The 18,354-nt window shown below is 69.4% G+C and carries 19 protein-coding genes; 7 read left to right on the top strand and 12 right to left on the bottom strand.

Annotated elements, in window-relative coordinates:
• Nucleotides 1-145 precede the first annotated feature (145 nt).
• Nucleotides 146-958 carry a class I SAM-dependent methyltransferase gene (locus tag P2Q00_RS16875; RefSeq protein ID WP_275773352.1) on the top strand — a complete coding sequence of 271 codons (813 nt, stop codon included), beginning with the start codon at nt 146-148 and terminating at the stop codon, nt 956-958.
• Nucleotides 955-2,241 (top strand): salicylate synthase, encoded by a 1,287-nt coding sequence (locus P2Q00_RS16880; RefSeq protein WP_275773353.1) that lies wholly within the window; start codon nt 955-957, stop codon nt 2,239-2,241. Before P2Q00_RS16875 ends, P2Q00_RS16880 begins: the two co-directional genes overlap by 4 nt.
• On the opposite strand, the gene P2Q00_RS16885 is transcribed toward P2Q00_RS16880, so the two are convergent.
• The 3 genes from P2Q00_RS16885 to P2Q00_RS16895 are packed head-to-tail and all read right to left on the bottom strand — an operon-like array spanning nt 2,238 to nt 4,346.
• Nucleotides 2,238-3,290 (bottom strand): aldo/keto reductase, encoded by a 1,053-nt coding sequence (locus tag P2Q00_RS16885; RefSeq protein WP_275773354.1) that lies wholly within the window; start codon nt 3,288-3,290, stop codon nt 2,238-2,240. The two genes, P2Q00_RS16880 and P2Q00_RS16885, sit on opposite strands and share 4 nt — an antisense overlap.
• A 10-nt stretch (nt 3,291-3,300) precedes the next feature.
• On the bottom strand, nt 3,301-3,504 hold the full coding sequence (locus tag P2Q00_RS16890) for a DUF397 domain-containing protein (protein ID WP_275773355.1): 204 nt from the start codon (nt 3,502-3,504) through the stop codon (nt 3,301-3,303).
• The gene (locus tag P2Q00_RS16895) at nt 3,501-4,346 is read right to left on the bottom strand and encodes a helix-turn-helix domain-containing protein (RefSeq protein WP_275773356.1); all 846 of its coding nucleotides are present in this window, start codon (nt 4,344-4,346) and stop codon (nt 3,501-3,503) included. Before P2Q00_RS16895 ends, P2Q00_RS16890 begins: the two co-directional genes overlap by 4 nt.
• 138 nt (nt 4,347-4,484) lie before the next feature.
• Between P2Q00_RS16895 and P2Q00_RS16900 the strand changes: the two genes are divergently transcribed.
• Genes P2Q00_RS16900 through P2Q00_RS16910 form a run of 3 tightly spaced genes read left to right on the top strand, consistent with a single transcriptional unit; the run spans nt 4,485 to nt 5,460 of the window.
• Nucleotides 4,485-4,916, top strand: a complete 432-nt coding sequence (locus tag P2Q00_RS16900; RefSeq protein WP_275773357.1) for an ATP-binding protein — start codon at nt 4,485-4,487, stop codon at nt 4,914-4,916.
• A gap of 21 nt (nt 4,917-4,937) precedes the next feature.
• Nucleotides 4,938-5,204 carry a type II toxin-antitoxin system Phd/YefM family antitoxin gene (locus P2Q00_RS16905; protein WP_275773358.1) on the top strand — a complete coding sequence of 89 codons (267 nt, stop codon included), beginning with the start codon at nt 4,938-4,940 and terminating at the stop codon, nt 5,202-5,204.
• On the top strand, nt 5,197-5,460 hold the full coding sequence (locus P2Q00_RS16910) for a type II toxin-antitoxin system RelE family toxin (RefSeq protein WP_275773359.1): 264 nt from the start codon (nt 5,197-5,199) through the stop codon (nt 5,458-5,460). Before P2Q00_RS16905 ends, P2Q00_RS16910 begins: the two co-directional genes overlap by 8 nt.
• Nucleotides 5,461-5,464: 4 nt before the next feature.
• On the opposite strand, the gene P2Q00_RS16915 is transcribed toward P2Q00_RS16910, so the two are convergent.
• The 4 genes from P2Q00_RS16915 to P2Q00_RS16930 form a co-directional block, all read right to left on the bottom strand.
• Complete coding sequence (locus tag P2Q00_RS16915) at nt 5,465-6,016, bottom strand: cysteine hydrolase family protein (protein ID WP_275773360.1); 552 nt, start codon at nt 6,014-6,016, stop codon at nt 5,465-5,467.
• 10 nt (nt 6,017-6,026) lie between these two features.
• On the bottom strand, nt 6,027-6,431 hold the full coding sequence (locus tag P2Q00_RS16920; RefSeq protein WP_275773361.1) for a hypothetical protein: 405 nt from the start codon (nt 6,429-6,431) through the stop codon (nt 6,027-6,029).
• Nucleotides 6,432-6,607: 176 nt separating this feature from the next.
• Nucleotides 6,608-8,827, bottom strand: a complete 2,220-nt coding sequence (locus P2Q00_RS16925) for an MMPL family transporter (RefSeq protein ID WP_275773362.1) — start codon at nt 8,825-8,827, stop codon at nt 6,608-6,610.
• A 128-nt stretch (nt 8,828-8,955) separates the two neighbouring features.
• Nucleotides 8,956-9,549 (bottom strand): TetR/AcrR family transcriptional regulator, encoded by a 594-nt coding sequence (locus P2Q00_RS16930; protein WP_275773363.1) that lies wholly within the window; start codon nt 9,547-9,549, stop codon nt 8,956-8,958.
• Between the two features lie 154 nt (nt 9,550-9,703).
• Between P2Q00_RS16930 and P2Q00_RS16935 the strand changes: the two genes are divergently transcribed.
• Complete coding sequence (locus P2Q00_RS16935) at nt 9,704-12,970, top strand: S41 family peptidase (RefSeq protein WP_275773364.1); 3,267 nt, start codon at nt 9,704-9,706, stop codon at nt 12,968-12,970.
• A gap of 134 nt (nt 12,971-13,104) precedes the next feature.
• Here P2Q00_RS16935 and P2Q00_RS16940 read toward each other — a convergent pair whose 3' ends face one another.
• The 4 genes from P2Q00_RS16940 to P2Q00_RS16955 form a co-directional block, all read right to left on the bottom strand.
• Nucleotides 13,105-13,290, bottom strand: a complete 186-nt coding sequence (locus P2Q00_RS16940) for a hypothetical protein (protein WP_275773365.1) — start codon at nt 13,288-13,290, stop codon at nt 13,105-13,107.
• A gap of 88 nt (nt 13,291-13,378) precedes the next feature.
• The gene (locus P2Q00_RS16945) at nt 13,379-14,263 is read right to left on the bottom strand and encodes an SDR family oxidoreductase (protein ID WP_275773366.1); all 885 of its coding nucleotides are present in this window, start codon (nt 14,261-14,263) and stop codon (nt 13,379-13,381) included.
• On the bottom strand, nt 14,260-15,186 hold the full coding sequence (locus tag P2Q00_RS16950; protein ID WP_275773367.1) for an alpha/beta fold hydrolase: 927 nt from the start codon (nt 15,184-15,186) through the stop codon (nt 14,260-14,262). The genes P2Q00_RS16945 and P2Q00_RS16950 overlap by 4 nt, the downstream gene beginning before the upstream one ends.
• Nucleotides 15,183-16,706: a flavin-containing monooxygenase gene (locus P2Q00_RS16955; protein WP_275773368.1), complete on the bottom strand. Its 1,524-nt coding sequence runs from the start codon at nt 16,704-16,706 to the stop codon at nt 15,183-15,185. Before P2Q00_RS16955 ends, P2Q00_RS16950 begins: the two co-directional genes overlap by 4 nt.
• A 160-nt stretch (nt 16,707-16,866) precedes the next feature.
• Between P2Q00_RS16955 and P2Q00_RS16960 the strand changes: the two genes are divergently transcribed.
• Nucleotides 16,867-17,520 (top strand): MerR family transcriptional regulator, encoded by a 654-nt coding sequence (locus tag P2Q00_RS16960; protein ID WP_425579573.1) that lies wholly within the window; start codon nt 16,867-16,869, stop codon nt 17,518-17,520.
• On the opposite strand, the gene P2Q00_RS16965 is transcribed toward P2Q00_RS16960, so the two are convergent.
• Entirely contained in the window at nt 17,517-18,320 is an 804-nt protein-coding gene (locus tag P2Q00_RS16965; RefSeq protein WP_275773370.1) for an exodeoxyribonuclease III, read from the bottom strand. The genes P2Q00_RS16960 and P2Q00_RS16965 overlap by 4 nt on opposite strands.
• Nucleotides 18,321-18,354: the final 34 nt, after the last annotated feature.

Here is an 18,354-nt window from a genome sequence, read left to right on the forward strand (position 1 = left end):
CGGCGGAGCCGCAATTCGGCAAAGCCAGCGGGGCGTATACGCAGTACACGCCCGAGTTGACCCGCGCCCCGGCGCGCCCTCCCGCTGCGCCGCCCTGCGCCGCGATCATGGTGACCGTACCGCCGGACGGCCCAAAGGACAGACCATGTCCCGCTACCTGTTCGACAACTCCGCCCCCCAGGCCTCCGGCCGCTTCTCCGCCCTGGAGACCTGCTACGACCCCGTCTCCCGCCGCCAGCTGGAGCTGACCGGCCTGGCGCCGGGCTGGAGATGCCTCGAAGTCGGCGGAGGCGGCGGCTCGCTGGGCGACTGGCTCGGCGAGCGGGTCGGCCCGGACGGCGAGGTCACGATCACCGACATCGACCCCCGCTGGGCCGAGCACGGACCTCAACGCCCGCCGCACGTACGTCTGTTGCGCCACGACATCGTGACCGACCCGCTCCCCCACGACACGTACGACCTGATCCACGCCCGCCTGGTCCTCCTCCACCTCCCCGAACGGCTTCGCGTGCTGGACCGGCTGGTGACCGCCCTGCGCCCCGGCGGCCGACTGCTGCTGGAGGAGTTCGACTGCGGCTGGACGCCGGTGCTCGCGGCCCCCGACGAGGCATCGGCCGCACTCTTCGAACGCGTCGAGGCCGCGCTGCACTCACAGGTGGAGAAGGCGGGGGCCGACCCGCTGTGGGGCCGCCGGGTGCTGGGCGCCATGGCGGGCGCCGGGCTCACGGACCTCACGGCGACGACATATGCCGAGTCCTGGCCGGGCGGGGGCCCGGGCATCGCCCTGCACGGCGTCAACATCAAACAGACCGCGGACCGCCTGCGCGCGGACGGCATCACGGACCCCGAACTGACTGCATTCCAGGCCCTGTTGCAGGACCCGACCTTCGTCGTCAACTCCTACCCCCTGATCAGCGCCCACGGCCGCCGCCCGCACCCGGAGGCGACGCCCCGATGACCACCACCCACCTCCGCTACCGCGAGGTCCGCCTGCCCCGCGCCGCCGAGAACCCCCTCGCCCTGATCGTGCGGCTCGTCCGCAGCGGCCTGTTCGACCCGTACGTCGTCTACGAGCGCGACGGCGCCTGGTCCCTGGCGGGCGGGTCGCTGGCCTCGGTCCGGCTGGGCCCCGGCGCCCATGATCTGTCGGAGGTCGAGCAGCGGTTGGCGACGATGCCGGTGGCGGGCTGGCGGGCGTACGGCTGGGCCGCGTTCGAACTGGGCGCCGCGCTCGCGGGAGCCGACCCGGGTCCCGGCGTCGGCCCGGACCTCCTCCATCTGATCGTCCCCTCCGACGAGATCAGGATGTACGGCGAGGACGTGCTGGTGCGCTGCGTGGACCCGGCCCGTCTGGACCGCATCGTCGCCTTCATCGACACACCCGGCGCAGCCCCCGAACCCGAGCCCTCGGCCAGCATCGACGTCCCTCTTGCCGACACCGGCAACTACCGCGCCGCCGTCGCGGCCGCCCTGCTGGAGCTGAACGGCCCCGGCCCGCTGGAGAAGGTCATCCTGTCCCGCCGGGTGCCCGTCCCCGCGCCGGTCGACCTGATCACGACGTACGCCCTCGGTCGCCGCGCCAACACCCCGGCGCGTTCCTTCCTCCTCGACCTCGGCGGCATCCGCGCGGCCGGCTTCAGCCCCGAGACGGTCGTCGAAGTGACGTCGGACGGACACGTACGGACCCACCCCCTGGCGGGCACGCGCGCGCGTACGGGCTCGCCGGCCGAGGACGCCCGCCTCCGCGCCGAGCTGCTGAGCGACCCGAAGGAGATCCACGAGCACGCGGTGTCGGTACGGCTGGCGGTGGAGGAGATGGCCGCGGTCTGCGACGACACCTACGTCAACCAGTACATGACGGTCGAGGAACGCGGCACGGTCCAGCACCTGGCGTCCAGAGTCACCGGCCGCCTGCGCCCAGGCCTGGGCCCCTGGCACGCCTTCGCCGCCCTGTTCCCGGCGGTCACGGCAACCGGAATCCCCAAGGCCCCGGCCTACCCCTTGATCCGCGCCCTTGAAGGCCGCCCGCGGGGCCTCTACGCCGGCTCGGTCCTCACCTGCGACGCCTCCGGCACCCTCGACGCGGCCCTCGTACTGCGCAGCGTGTACGAGCGCGACGGCGAGTGCTGGCTCCAGGCGGGGGCGGGTGTCGTACGCCAGTCACGCCCGGAACGGGAGCATGAGGAAACCTGCGAGAAGCTGCGGAGCGTCGCCGGGCACCTGGTGCGTCAGCGACCTTAGCCCGCGGCCGCCCGCTCCCCGGCGGGGCGCCTGCGCAGCGCGCTCTCGGTGACCGACGGCGGCTGCCAGACGCCGTCGGCGCGATAGAGGTCGGTGCCGGGCGGCACGATCTCGTCGATACGGTCGAGCACCGCGTCGTCGAGCAGCAGGTCGGCTCCCGCGAGCAGCGAGGTGAGCTGGTCCATGGTCCGTGGACCGATGATCACCGAGGTGACGGCAGGGTGCACCAGCGGAAAGGCGACGGCCAGTTCGGGCAGGGTGCAGCCCAACTCCTCGGCGAGCGCGATGAGTTGCTCGACAGCCGCGAACTTCGCCGGGTTGCCCGGGGCGGCAGGATCGAAGCGGTGCGGAGTGAGCTTGGCGCGGCCGGTGGTGAGGTCGACGGCCCGCCCCTCGCGGTAGGCGCCGGACAGGAACCCCGACGCCAGCGGCGACCAGGTCAGCACGCCCATGCCGAGGCGCTGCGCGGTGGGCAGCACGGCCCGTTCGATGCCACGCGCGAGCAGCGAGTACGGCGGCTGCTCAGTGCGCAGCCGCATCAGCCCGCGCCGCTCCGCCACATGGTGCGCCTCAACGAGGTCCTCGGCGGGGAAGGTGGAGCAGCCGAACGCCCGGATCTTGCCCGCCCTCACCAGGTCGCTGAGGACGGACAGCGTCTCCTCGATGTCGGTGGTGTGGTCGGGCCGATGCACCTGGTAGAGATCGATCCAGTCCGTGTCCAGCCGCCGCAGACTGTCCTCGACGGCCCGGACGATCCAACGCCGTGAATTGCCGCTGCGGTTGCGCCCCTCCCCCATCGGAAAGTGCACCTTGCTGGCAAGCACGACGTCGTCACGCCGCCCCTTGAGCGCCTTGCCGACGATCTCCTCGCATTCACCGGCCGAGTACATGTCGGCGGTGTCCACGAAGTTGATCCCGGCGTCGAGCGCGGCATGGATGACGCGCGCACTGTCCTCGTGGTCGGGGTTCCCGACGGAACCGAACATCATCGTGCCGAGGCAGTGCGTACTGACCTCGATACCGGTCTTTCCTAGGACTCGATAGCGCATGCGCGCCAGGCTAGGAGTTGGAGTGCACTTGAGCGCAAGCGCCGGTGAGGAAGGCCGACCAGGTGGCGGGGGCGACGGTGAGATGGGGGGTGTTGGGGGTCTTGGAGTCGCGGATGTGGATCGTGGCGCGGGCTACGGCAACCTCGACGCACTCGCCGGGTTCGCCGCTGTCGCTGTAACTGCTCTTGAACCAGTGGAGTTCGGTGGCGCTCATAGTCTCCCCAGTACTTGCTCGATGAAGGCCAGCGACTCTCCCGGTGGGAGGGCTTGGGCCCGGATCATCCCATATCGCAGTTCCAGGATACGAAGATCACGGGGAGTTGAAACCGGGCGGCCATTGAATGCACCGTCGGAACGCCCGATCCCCGTGCCGTCAACGAACTTCAGCATCTGGATCAAGCCCTGGGTTCCGGCGTGCTCTCTACGCTGGGTCGGCATGACTTGGATCGTCACGTTCCTCAACTGCCCTACTCGCAAGAGGTTTTCAAGCTGTCGGCGCAGCACGGCCTCCCCACCGTACGGACGCTCCAGCGTCACCTGCTCCTGAACGAAGCTGAGCGCCGGGGCGGGGTCTCGCTCGAAGATCGACTTGCGAGCCATCCGCGCGCCGACCTCCCTCTCGATCACGCTCGGGGAGAGCGGAGGCTGCGTCATCTCGAACAGCGCCGTCGCGTACTCCGGCGTCTGCAACAGCCCATGGATGTTGTGGTTGCCGTACATCAACAACTCGACCGCACGCCCCTCCAGATCTGCCAACTCTCGTACCTTCTTCGGGTACTGGGCCTTCCTCATGTCCTCCATGAACGCCCTGAGATGCCCCTGCGCCTTGAGCACCGTGTCCGCCCTGTCCAGGAACTCCGGCCGGGGAATCCGTTGCCCCCGTTCCATCTTGCGGATCATGTCCTCGCCGTAGCCCATGACGTCGCCGAAGTCCGCCGCCCGCATCCCCGCAGCCTCCCGGCAGACTTTGAGCAAGCGCCCCACGGCCTCCACCAACGGTGCAATCTCGTCCCCCGGCTGCACATCCCAACCGGCCTCATCCGCACCTTCGTTCATGTCCCACCTCCACCGCGCTGTCGTACCCGTACCAACCCCCGAGACAGCCAAGACAGCACGAGACAAACCCGAGACAGTCACGCTACGCACGGGCGCGATCACTCACCCAGGGAAACAGAAGGGACCACTCTGAGTGACATGAATCAAGAAACCGTCGCGCCCCACCCCCAACTCGACAACCCCATCCGCAACTTCACGGTCCTCCTGTCCCCCACCCCCCGCGGCGCCCGCCTCGCCCGCCTCCTCACCGCGGAGCAACTCCGCACCTGGGAGCTCCCGTTGGAGAAGGCGACCCAGATCGTCGCCGAGCTGGCGGCCAACGCGGCAACACACGGCCGCGTGCAGGGACGGGACTTCCGCCTCACCCTCTACGTCGTCGCCGACACCCTCCGCATCGAGGTGACGGACACCCGCGCCGACACCCTCCCTCACCTCACACAGGGCGACCCCGACGCCGAGTCGGGCCGGGGCCTACTGCTGGTGAACGCCCTCGCGGACAGGTGGGGCGTGGCAGCGGGTCCGTATCCGCGCAAGACGATCTGGGCCGAAGTGTGCCGGGTGTACACATGAGCCAAGATGTACCCTTGGTGCATGAGTCAGATGCCCATAGAGTCCATCCGTGACGTGCGCGCCCACCTGGCCGAGGTGGTCGAGCGAGCCGACCGCGACGACACGCCCACGGTCATCACTCGTCGAGGCAAGCAGGTCGCCGCAGTCGTGTCGATCGAGGTCCTACGCAAGTACCAGGAATGGGAAGAGCGCGAAATCAACCGGATCATCGACGAACGCATGGCGAATCCAGCAGCCGGGGTCCCGATCGAGGACGTCATGAGGGAGACGCTGGAGCGCAGTGAGTAAGTACCGCACCGTCTTCCGGCCGGAGGCTCAGGCCGAGCTTCGCAAGATCCCCCGGGACATGGCGCTCCGCATCCTGGTCAAGCTCACGGAGCTCGAGACCGACCCGCTCGGCTTCAGCACGACCGCACTTGTCTCGCAGCCGGACCGGCGCCGTCTCCGCGTGGGCGACTACCGAGTCATCTACACGATCGACAACGGAGAACTTGTGGTCTGGGTCGTTCACATCGGACACCGTTCCACCGTCTACGACACCTGACGACTCAGGAGAACTCCACGTCCTTCGTCTCCACCACCCCGGCCGTCCGCCCCGGCCCCCTGTGGTACTGCCAGTACAGATTCGTGTGGGTGATGACCTTGTCCGGCGGCGGCGCACCCCACTTGCTGTTGTCGTTCGTCGTGTGCGCGTCGGCGACGAGGGTCACGTCGTAGCCCCGTACGAACGCCCCGTGGATCGTGGACCGTATGCACGCGTCCGTCTCCGCACCCGCGACGACGAGATGGCCGATCCCCGTCCTGGCGAGAACCGCCTCCAGATCGGTGCCCTCGAAGGAGTCGCCGTAGTTCTTGTGCACCAGCGGTTCCGACTCGCGGCGCGGCAGCTCGGGGACGTACTGCCAGGCCTCGGTGCCCTTCGCGAGGTGGTCGTCGGAGTGCTGGACCCAGACGACCGGTGTCCCAGCCGCGCGGGCCTGCTCGACCAGCGTTCCGATGTTTGCCACGACGGCGTCGCGTTCGTGCGCGGACGCCACGACGCCCTGCTGGACGTCGATCACCAGCAGGGCGGTGTTGGGTCGTGCAGGCAGTGTGGTCATGTCCTGCAGGCTAGACCCGGCCACTGACAATCGGCTCCGCCTCGGCCCGCTTCCGGCGCCCGGCGACCAGCCCGCCCGCCGCCCCCAGGGACACCACGCCCATCATCGCGGCGGCGAGGATGCCCTTGATGCCGTCCATGGTGAGGTACATGGCCACCGCCGTCCCGCCGTTGAACAGGAACAGGAACCACAGCGTGCCGGGCCGCCCCAGGAACGCCTTGATCTTCGGCTTCTTCGCGATGCGTGCACCCGCGAGGAGCGCGACGACCGCTCCGACGCCGGTGGCGATGTTCTTCTGGGTGTTGTCGTCGATGACGGCCCCCGCGCCCGCACTCGCGGTGAGACCGCCGGCGAAGCAGATCCACAGGACGAGGTCGGTGACGAACTTCTTGACGGCAGCGAAAGGGGAGCGCATGGCGTTTTCCTTAGGGAGGAGGCGGCGGGGAAGTCCCGCGATCTGCCCTCAACGATCCCGTCCGGCGCCTCCCGCAACGAGGGAGCGGCCTCCCGAACCCATGGTGTAGCGCGCTACACCATGCAGCTCGGAAGGCCGCCCGTAGTCCCAGGAGTGAGTACGGACCGTCAGGTCCGTCAGACCCGCACCAGCTCCCGGTCCTCGTCCGGGTCGCCGTCCTTGGAACCGGGACCGTCACCGAGGGTCTTCAGCCCCTCGCCCTCGACGTCCACATTGGGCACCGCCCGGTCCAGCCACTTCGGCAGCCACCACGCCCGCTTCCCGAGCAGCCCCAGCACCGCCGGGACGATCGCCATCCGCACGATGAACGCGTCGAAGAACACCGCGATCGCAAGCCCGAAGCCGATCATCTTGATCATGGACTCGCTGGAGGTGATGAACCCTCCGAAGACGGCGATCATGATGGCCGCCGCGGCCGCCACGACCCGGGCGCTGTGCCGGAAGCCGGTCACGATGGCCTGGCCGGGCGTCTCGCCGTGGACGTACGCCTCGCGCATCCGGGTCACGAGGAACACCTCGTAGTCCATCGCGAGACCGAAGACCACGCCCACCATGAAGATCGGCATCATCGACATGATCGGGCCGGTCTGCTCGACGCCCAGCAGCCCGCCGAGCCAGCCCCACTGGAAGACCGCGACCACGGCGCCGAGCGCGGCGAGCACGCTGAGCAGGAAGCCGAGGGCCGCCTTCAGCGGGACGAGGATCGAGCGGAAGACCGCGATCAGGAGCAGGAAGGCCAGGCCCACCACCAAGCCCAGATACGGGATCAGCGCATCGTTCAGCTTCTGCGAGAAGTCGATGTTCATCGCGGTGGTGCCGGTGACCAGTACCTTCGCGCCCGTGTCGGCCTTGATGCCGGCGCTCTGGTCACGGATGGCGTGCACCAGGTCCTCGGTCTGCGTCGAGGACGGCTTGGAACCCGGGATCACGGTGATCGTCGCGGTGTCGCCGGCCTTGTTGAAGACCGCCGGGGTCACCGTCGTGACGTCCTTGAGGCCCTTGATGCCGTCGGCCACCTGGGCGGCCGCCGCCTTGGGGGCGGCACTGTCCTTGGCGTCGACCACGATCATCAACGGGCCGTTGAAGCCGGGGCCGAAGCCCTCCGAGAGGAGGTCGTAGGCGCGGCGCTGCGTCGTGGACGTCGGCTGCGAACCGTCGTCGGGCAGGCCCAGCTCCAGCTGGGTGGCCGGGACGGCGATCGTGCCGAGGCCGACCACGCCGAGCAGCAGCACGGCGGCCGGACGGCGGATGACGAAGCTCGCCCAACGGGCGCCCAGGCCGGGCTTCTCCGATCCACCGGTGCTGCCCTTGCGGCGCTTCTCGCCCGCCGCCTTGACCTTCCGGCCCGCGTACCCGAGCAGTGCCGGAATCATGGTCAGCGCGATGAGGACGGCGACGACGACCGTGCCCGCCGCCGCGAGACCCATCTTCGTCAGCATCGGTACGTTGACGACCGAGAGGCCCGCCAGCGCGATCACGACCGTGAGGCCCGCGAAGACCACCGCCGAACCGGCCGTACCGGCGGCCCGACCGACCGCCTCCTCGCGGTCGCGCCCCTCGGCCAGCTCGCTGCGGTAGCGGGAGACGATGAACAGCGCGTAGTCGATGCCGACCGCGAGACCGATCATCAGCGCCAGCGTGGACGTCGTGTCACCGAGGTCGAGCGACTTGGCGAGGACCGTGATGGTGGAGACGCCGATCCCGACGCCGATGAGCGCCGTCAGCAGCGGCAGTCCGGCCGCGACCAGCGAGCCCAGCGTGATGACCAGGACGACCGCAGCGATGGCGAGGCCGACGACCTCGCCGGCCGCTCCCGGCTCGGCCCCGGCCTGCAGCGCGTCACCGCCTATTTCCACCTTCAGCCCGGCGTGGCGGGCGTCCTGCGCGGCAGCCTTCAGGGCATCCCGGGAGGCGTCCTTGAGCTCCATGCCGGAGACCTTGTACTTCACCGACGCATAGGCGACCGTGCCGTCCTTGCTGACGGCGTGCGCCTGGTAGGGGTCGGCGACGGAGACGACCTCGGAGCCGTCGGCCAGCTCCTTCACCGTCTTCTCGACGGTCGCCTTGTTGTCGGCGTCGGTCATCTTCTCGCCGGCCGGCGCCTTGAAGACCACGCGTCCGGTCGCGCCGTCGGCGCTCATCCCGGGGAAGCGCTGTTCCAGCAGGTCGAAAGCTTTCTGCGCTTCGGTGCCGGGGATCGAGAAGGAGGTGGAGCCCGCGGCGGGCGCGGAGGCCGCGCCGACTCCCGCGAGGGTCAGCAGGGCCACCCAGAACAGGGCGACGAAATGCCGTCGCCTGAAGGCGAACCGGCCGAGTTTGTAGAGGAACGTGGCCACGGAGGCGTACTCCCGGTCAGGTCGTGGGGTATTTCAGGGCAGGGGTGATCACCCGGCGGGGAGGCAGGGGTGACCGTCCCGACGACTTGAGCGGTGACGTCAGGCAGTAAGAGAGATGCGGGGATTGATCAGGCGCAGAGGGCAGGGAGGACCACTGCGTCGATGTACGAAAGAAGGAAGTCCTGCGTCGGCGGCTGCTCGTCGATGATCGAGCGCGCGGCGAACCCGCCGATCATCATGTGGATCATGTAGTCGAGCGCCGGATTGTCCGCACGGACCTCACCCCGGTCGATCGCCCGCTGCAGCACCCGGCGGAACTCGGCCATCTCCGGCTCGATCAGATGCTCCCGGAACGCCTTGAGGAGGTCCGGGTTGCCATGGATCGCCATGGCCAGACCCCGCATCAGCGCGGAGTTCGCCTCCAGATCGCAGTCGTCCGAACGCCGCGTGAGGGAATGCAGGTCGCCCTTGAGCGACCCGGTGTCGATCTCCTCCAGCGAGGGACCCGGCTTGTTGTGCCGCACCGCCTTCGCGACCAGCTCGGCCTTGCCGCCCCACTGGCGGTAGAGCGTCGCCTTGCTGGACTTGGTGCGGGCGGCCACGGCGTCCATGGTCAGGGCGTCGTAGCCGACTTCCCGGAGCAGGTCGAGCACGGCCCCGTACAGCTCGGCCTCACGCTCGGGCGTGATCCGACTGCGACGCGCCGTTGCGACCTCAGTCATGCGACTCACCTTCCCGCTCGGGGTGCATCCTCTTCGTACTCCATGAAGATACCCTGAGTACGAGCGAAACGAAACCGTTTCGTACGTGTCTTGGCTCACGAAGGTGAACGAGACATAAGTTGCTGGGGCCCATTTGCCGGAAAAGCATGGGGAGGTGAGCTATCTGCGCCTGCCGCACCTGAGCGGTGACCTGTTGTGCTTCGTGGCCGAGGACGACCTCTGGCTCTCCCCTCTCGACGGCCCGGGCCGCGCCTGGCGCCTCACCGTCGACCGTACGAAGATCGGCCACCCCCGTTTCTCGCCGGACGGCGACACGATCGCGTACACGAGCTGGCGGAGTCTGGTCCCCGAGATCCATGTCGTGCCGGTGGACGGCGGCCCGGGCAGACAGCTCACCCACTGGGGTTCCGCCGACACCCAGGTCTGCGGCTGGACACCCTCTCAGGGAGACAAAGGGGGCACGATCCTCGCCGTCGCCTCCCACGGCGAGCCCTTCTCCTACTTCACCTGGGCCTACAAGGTCTCCACCGACGGCGACCCGGGCCGCAAGCTCCCCTGGGGCCCGGTCTCCGACATCCAGGTCGCCGAGATCGACGGGGAACGCAGGACCCTCCTGCTCACGGGCACCCCGCCGCACGAACCGGCCGCCTGGAAGCGGTACCGCGGCGGCGCGACGGGGAGGCTGTGGCTCCACGGCGAACGACTCCTCGCCGACCTGGAGGGCCACCTCCATTCCCCCATGTTCGTCGGCGGCCGTATCGCCTTCCTCTCCGACCACGAAGGCATCGGCAACCTCTACTCCTGCGCCTACGACGGCTCCGACCTGCGGCGCCACACCGACCACGACGCCTTCTACGCCCGCCATGCCGCGAGTGACGGCACCCGGGTGGTGTACCAGTGCGCCGGCGACCTGTGGATCGTCGACGACCTGGCCGCCGACTCCGAACCGCGCCGCCTGGACGTACGGCTGAGCGGGCCGCGCGCAGGCCGCCGCACGTACCAGGTCCCGGCCGCCCAGCACGTGGACGGCATCTCGGTGGACGAGACGGGCCGCGCGAGCGCCGTCGTCGTACGCGGCAGCCTGTACTGGCTCACCCACCGGGACGGCCCGGCCCGCACGATCACCGACACGGCCGGTGTACGGGTCCGGCTCCCGGAGATGCTCGGCTCCGTCGGCCAGGTCGCCTATGTGACGGACGCGGAGGGCGAGGACGCGGTCGAGATCGCCTACCTACCGCGCGCGACCGGCGATCGCGAGCCGAGGAGGCTCGCCTCGGGCGAACTCGGACGGGTCCTGGAACTGGTGTCGGACCCGCAGGGCGAACGCCTCGCCATCGCCGCGCACGACGGACGGCTGCTGCTCATCGACGCAACCGAGGACTCCAACGGCGAGGTCACCGAACTGATCCACTCGACGAACGGCCCGGTGCGGGACCTGGCCTTCTCGCCGGACGGGGCGTGGCTGACGTGGTCCCATCCGGGCATCGGCCGCTCCCTCCGCCAGATCAAGATGGCCCGTATTTCCCCGAAGGGAAGTGCGGACCGTCTGATCGTCGATGTGACCAACGGCCGCTTCGAGGACGAGAACCCGGTGTTCACGAGGGACGGCCGCTATCTCGCCTTCCTGTCCTGGCGGGGCTTCGACCCGGTCTACGACGTCCACACCGGCGACCTGTCCTTCCCGCTCGGCTGCCGCCCGTACCTGGTCCCCCTGTCCTCGGCGACCCCCTCCCCCTTCGCACTGACCCCGGAGGGCCGCCCGGCCGCCGGAGGCCTCGACCCGGTGGAGGAAGAGGAGGGCGACAGCGCGGTGACCGTCGAGGTCGAAGGGCTGGAGAACCGGGTCACCCCCTTCCCGGTCGCCGCCTCCAAGTACTCGGCGCTGTACCCGGTGGCGGGCGGCGGCCTGGTCTGGCTGCGCTGGCCGATCTCGGGGGCGCTCGGCGAGACGTTCGCCAACCCGGACGACACCACCGGCCGCCCGACCCTCGAACACTTCAACATCAGCAAGGCGAAAAAGTCCGAACTCCTGGAGCACCTGGACTGGTTCGCACTCAGCGGCGACGGCACTCGCCTGGTCGTGGTCGACGAAGGCGACCTGCGAGCCGTCCCCTCCTCCGAATCCGGCGACGGCGACACGACCGTCTGGATCGACCTGCGCCGCATCCTGCACGAGGTCGACCCGGCCGCCGAGTGGCGCCAGTCGTACGAGGAGGCCGGCCGTCTCATCCGCGCCTACTTCTGGGAGCCGGGGATGTGCGGCATCGACTGGGACGCGGTGCTCGACCAGTACCGCCCGCTGGTCGAACGGGTCGCGTCCCCCGACGAGTTCGCGGACCTCCTGCGCGAAGTGGTGGGCGAACTGGGCACCTCCCACGCCTACGTCACCGCCGCCCGCCGCAACGAGGGCCCGCCCCACTACCAGCGCCTGCAGGGCCTGCTGGGCGCCAACTTCGTACACAGGGAGGAGGGTTGGGTGGTCAAGCGGATCCTCCCGGGCGAGTCCTCGGACTCCAAGGCGCGCTCACCGCTGGCCGGCACGGGCATCAGGGAGGGCGCCGTACTGACCCACGTCGACGGCCGCCCGGTGGACCCGCTGACCGGCCCGTACCCTCTCCTGGCAGGTGCGGGCGGCACCACGGTCGAGCTCACCTTCACCCCGGCGGAGGGCGAGGCGGGCCGCTCCCGCCGCGTCGCCGTGGTCCCCCTGACCGACGAACGCCCCCTCCGCTACCAGGACTGGGTGGCCAAACGCCGCGCTGTCGTAAGGGAGTTGAGCGGCGGCCGCTGCGGCTATCTACACATCCCGGACATGGGCGGCTCGGGCTGGGCCCAGTTCAACAGGGACCTGCGCATGGAGGTGTCGAGACCCGCCCTCATCGTCGACGTACGCGGCAACGCAGGCGGCCACATCAGCGAACTGGTCGTGGAAAAACTGACCCGCACGATCCTCGGCTGGGACCTGACGAGAAACGCCCAGCCGGTGTCGTACGCCTCAAATGCCCCACGAGGCCCGGTAGTTGCGCTCGCAGACGAGGCGACATCCTCCGACGGCGACATGATCACAGCAGCCTTCAAACTCCTCAAACTGGGCCCCGTGATCGGCCAGCGCACCTGGGGCGGAGTGGTCGGCATGACCGGCCGCCACCGCCTCGGCGACGGCACGATCATCACGGTCCCCATGAACGCGGCCTGGTTCGACGCATACGGCTGGGGCGTCGAGAACCACGGCGTGACACCGGATTTGGAGATCCTCCGCACCCCCCTGGACTGGGCAGAGGGCAGACACGCCCAACTCGACGACGCAGTCCAGTTGGCAGTGGACCTCCTGGAGACCAACCCTCCGGCCACACCGCCGGATTACAGCAATGTCCCGGACCGTTCACGTCCCAAACTCCCGCCGAGGGCAACCCCCTCTTAAGGGGCGCGGGGAACTGCGCGACAAGCCCCCACAAACCCGCACCCGAAAACGCACCCAAAAATCGTCAACGCAAAAGTGGGGTGCCCCAAAACACAGGGCACCCCACTCTCACCGGCTAAAGCCAAGCGCAGCGGCTACGCGTCATAGTCCTGGTCAAACCGGTCCTGCTCCTCCTGCTGGAGCCGCCGCGTCTCCTCATCCATCCGCTCCTGGCCCTGCCGGCCACGCTGCTGACCCTGCTCACGACCCTGCTGGGCCTTCTGCCTGGCCTGCTCCTGCCGCTTCTGCGACTCGTCCTGGAACTTGTCCTTCATACCCATGTGGGTTCACTCCCGTAGTGGGTGGGGGGAAGGCCCTCGACCGGGCCCCGACCCAGATTCACACGGCCCACCACGGCGCGCATTTCGATCAACTACGGTGCGTAGCGCGGGACTCCTCGTCCGCCGCCCCACCTGCACCGACGAGCCCCGACCGCATGCCCTCCAAGCGTGCCCCGAAGCGCTGCATCTCCCGTTGCCCCACCGTCCCGATGAGCCCCGGCAGATACCCCCGCACGCCCTGCATCCCGCGCAGCCACCACTGCCCGTACACATGGCTGGAGCGCCGCTCGATCCCGGCCACGATCCGGTCGACGGCCGGCCCCAGCGGATACGTCTTGTTGGACGGCCACGGCAGCCGCTGCCGCAGCTCCCGCATGACCTCGTCCTGATCGGCACCCCGCACCATGTCGGTGTCGGTCCACGACAGATAACCGACCCCGACCCGTACGCCCTTGTACCCGACCTCGGCCCGCAGACTGTGCGCGTACGCCTCCACACCGGACTTGGAGGCGCAGTACGCGCTCATCATCGGCGCCGGAGTCATCGCGGCGAGGGAGGCGATCTGCAGCAGATACCCCCGGCTCTCCATCAGAACAGGCAGGAAAGCACGGGCAGTTACCGCGGACCCGATCAGATTCACCTCGATGACGCGCCGCCAGGCCTCCGGATCGGAGTCCACGAAAGGCCCGCCCGTCGCCACACCCGCATTGGCGACGACGATGTCGACCTTCCCGAACCGCTCCTTGACCTCCCGCGCCACCCGGGCCATCGCCTGATGGTCCGTCACATCGGCGTACCAGTGGTCACTGTCGCTGTGCAGCCGCTCCGAGACCTGCTTGAGGGCGTCCGGCTCCAGCCCCACCAGCGCCACCTTGGCTCCCCGCGCCGACAGCTTCCGCGCCAGCAGCTCACCGACCCCGCGTGCGGCGCCCGTGACGACGGCGACCTGTCCTTCGAGGCTGACCTTGCTCATGCACCCTCCTTGATCGTGCCGATCGTTGTGTACGTCGCCACGAGCTCCCGGATCCGGCCGCTGACCAGCTCGGGCGCCTCGACCGGGGTCATATGGCCGAGCCCCGGCAGCTCGGTCGCGCCCACACAGTTCGGCAGCGCGGCGATCAGCGCCCGCGCCTGCACGGGCGGCGTGAGCCGGTCCGCCGTACCGACGACGACGGCCGTCGGCACCCTCAACTCCCGTACGCCATGGTCGAGATCGAGCAGAGCGAGCACCTGCGACCAGGCGTGCCGCACCTTGCGCGGACACGCGTGCACGATCCGCGCGCACGCCTCCACCATGTGCGGCGCCGAACCCGGCCCCATCGTCCCGTACTTGAGAATCCGCCGCGCAACGGGCGTGACCGGCCCGAGCGGCGCCCGCGCCCCGAGGATGTGCCCGGTCAGCCAGGTCCGCAGCCGCCCGGGCCCGAGGGGTACGACGGTCGACTCGGCGACCAGCCGCGACGAGCCGGTGCTGCACAGCAGTACGGCCACCGCATGCTCCCGGAAGCCGGGCCGCTCGGCCGCCGCCATCACCGTCATGCCACCCATGGAGTGCCCGGCGATCACTGCCTTCTCGCCCGGCGCGAGGGTCGCCTCCAGTACGGCTTCGAGGTCGTCGGCGAGAGCGTCCGTACCGTAGGCCGGGCCCGCCGGACTGCGTCCGTGGCCGCGCTGGTCGTAGGCGATGACACGGTGGTCGGCGGCCAGGTCCCGTATCTGCGCGGCCCAGAAGGCGGTGGAGCAGGTCCAGCCGTGGGCGAGGACCACGGCGGGCGCGCTCTCGGGCCCGTGCACCTCGACGTGCAGCCGGGCGCCGTCGGCCGAGACGGCGACGAGTTCGCGGACGGGGGCGGGCGGGGCGTAGGGCCCGGACTTGACGTGCATGAGCCGGCTCACGCGTCCACCTCCACGCTCTTGTCCACCTTGTCCGCACTCTCGGCAGGCACTCGGAGGAGTTCGTACTCGGCGAGGTCCACCCGCCGCGTGGCCCGCCGGAACTCGGTGGTCGTACCGGGCCAGATGGTGGTGTTACGGCCGCTCGGGTCGAGGTACCAGCTGGTGCAGCCGCCGGTGTTCCACACGGTGCGCTTCATGCGCTCCTGGACGCGCGCATTCCATGCGGCGACGGCGCCGGGCCGGGCGTCGAGGGCCGCCCGACCACCCAGGACGTTGAGTTGCCGTACAAAATCGGCCATGTAGTTGAGCTGCGACTCGATCATCAAAATCATGGACGAGTTCCCGAGCCCGGTGTTGGGCCCGATGATGGTCATCCAGTTGGGGAACCCGGCCGCGGACGCGCCCCGCAGCGACTCCATCCCGCCCTTCCAGGCCTCGGCGAGGGTCTTGCCCTCCGCCCCGACCACCCGCTCGGCGATCGGCATGTCGGTGACATGGAACCCCGTACCGAAGATGATCGCGTCGACCTCGGCCTCGCTCCCGTCGGCGGCGACGACGGTGGACCCGCGGATCTCACTCAACCCACTGGCCACGACATCCACATTGGGCCGGGCGAGCGCCGGATAGTAGGTGCTGCTCAGCAGGATCCGCTTGCAGCCGATGCGGTAGTCGGGGGTGAGCTTGGCGCGCAGGGCCGGGTCCTTGATGGCCCGCGCCATGTTCCGCTTGGCCAACTGCTCCACGAAACCGAGCTCGTCGGGGTGCTTGGTGAATGCCTGGACCTGCAACTCCCGCATCCCCCACAGCAGTCCGCGGCGGGCTTGCGTGGTGAAGGGCAGCGCGCGGTGCAGCGCCCGCTCGGCGCCGGAGATGGCGCGGTCGACGCGGGGCATGACCCACGGCGGGGTGCGCTGGAAGAGCGTGAGCCGGTCGACCTGCGGCTGAAGGGCGGGCACGATCTGGATGGCCGACGCGCCCGTCCCCACCATCGCGACGCGCTTGCCGCGCAGGTCGTAGTCGTGGTCCCAGCGGGCGGAGTGGAAGATCTGACCGGGAAAGGAGTCGAGCCCGGGGATCTCGGGGATCTTCGGGTCGGACAGCGGCCCGGTCGCGGAAACGACGATGTCCGCGGAGAGCGAACCGCTACTGGTCTCGATCTCCCACCGCAGCTTCTCGCTGTCCCAGGTCATCATCTTCACTTCGGAGTCGAAGCGGATGTGGGGCCGCAGATGGAAGACATCCGTGACGTGCTCCAGGTAGGCACGGATGTGCTCCTGCCCGGAGAAGGTGCGCGGCCAGTCGGGATTGGGCGCGAAGGAGAACGAGTACAGGTGCGAGGGCACGTCGCACGCACACCCGGGATAACTGTTGTCGCGCCAGGTACCGCCCACACTGTCGGCCCGTTCCAGTACGACGAAGTCGGTGACCCCTTCGCGCCGCAGCCGCACGGCGGCGCCCAGCCCGCCGAACCCGGACCCGATCACCGCCACCCGCACATGCTCGTGTTCGTGCTCGGCCATCCCGTAGCCTCCACGCCTCACTCTTCGGACTCTGCCAGTGAACACTGGCGCAATGGGGAGCGTAGAGCAGCTCCGTACCGATGGGTAGGGGGCGGAGGCAAGGAAAGTTACCGCTGGTACAACATAGGCTGCGACCGTGACCGAGAAGCGCGAGTACCGCATGGAGGAAGTGGCCCGGCTGGCCGGCATCACGGTGCGCACCCTGCGCTTCTACCGCGAACGCAAACTGATCCCGCCGCCCCGCCGAGAGGGCCGTATCGCCTGGTACGACGACCACCACCTGGCCCGCCTGCACACGATCTCGGCACTCCTGGAACGCGGCCACACCCTCAGCGGCATCGCGGAACTGGCGGAGGCCCTCGACCACGGCCGCGACGTCGCCGACGTCCTCGGCGTGACACCGACGGAGGAGGAACCGGTCCGCCTCACCCCCGAGGAACTCGCCGCCCGCTTCGAGGGCGAGGTCACCCCCGAGAACCTCGGGGCCGCCATGGACCTCGGCTACCTCGGCACCGACGGCGACGAGATCGTCCACATCAGCCGCCGCCTCCTGGACGTCTCCTCGGCCCTGGTCCGCGAGGGCATCCCCCTCGCGGAGGTCCTGGCAGCAGCCAAACAGGTACGGGAACACGTGGACGACCTGGCGGAGATGTTCGCCGAACTGGTCCTGCGCCACGCCGCCGAGGAGGACCTGCAGCGGCTGCGGCCACTGGCGCGGAGCGTGGTGGAGGCGGAACTTTCGCTGGCACTGGACCGGCGCCTGCGAAAGCAGAACCAGAAGACGGACCAGAGGACGGACCAGAGGACGGACTAGAGGTCGTACACCACCGTCACAGGCGCATGGTCCGACCACCGCTCCTCATGCGTGGCGGCCCGCTCGACGTAGCCCTTGACGGCCTTGGCGGCCAGCCGGGGCGTCGAGACGTGGTAGTCGATGCGCCAGCCGCTGTCATTGTCGAAGGCCCGCCCCCGGTACGACCACCACGAGTACGGCCCCTCCGCATCGGGATGCAGGGCTCGTACGACATCGACGTACCCCCCGTCCTCCGCATCGAAGACCCGCCCCAGCCACTCCCGCTCCTCCGGCAGGAACCCGGAGTTCTTCTGGTTCCCCCGCCAGTTCTTGAGGTCGGCCTGCTGGTGGGCGATGTTCCAGTCGCCGCAGACGACCACCTCGCGCCCGTCGGCGGCGGCCCGCTCCCGCAGCGCTTTCAGATGCACGAGGAAGTCGCCCATGAAGCGGATCTTCTCGTCCTGGCGCTCGGTGCCGACCTCGCCGGAGGGCAGGTACAGGGAGGCGACCGTGACACCCGGCAGGTCGACCTCGACGTACCGCCCGCTGGTCTCGAACTCGGCAGCCCCGAAGCCGACTTGGATGCGGTCGGGCTCCCGGCGGGTGTAGAGGGAGACACCGGCGCGGCCCTTGGCGGCGGCGGGCGCGTGCACGACATGCCAGCCGTCGGGCGTGCGCACATGCTCGGGCAGCTGCTGCGGCTCGGCGCGCACCTCCTGCAGGCAGAGCACATCGGCGGAGGTGCCGGCGAGCCACTCCACGAAGCCCTTCTTCGCGGCGGCACGCAGTCCATTGACATTGACGGAGGTCACAGTGAGCACGCGGGCACGATACCGGCACACTGGACGGAGCCCC

It is taken from the genome of Streptomyces coacervatus, assembly GCF_029223485.1.
Taxonomy (GTDB): Bacteria; Actinomycetota; Actinomycetes; order Streptomycetales; family Streptomycetaceae; genus Streptomyces; species Streptomyces coacervatus.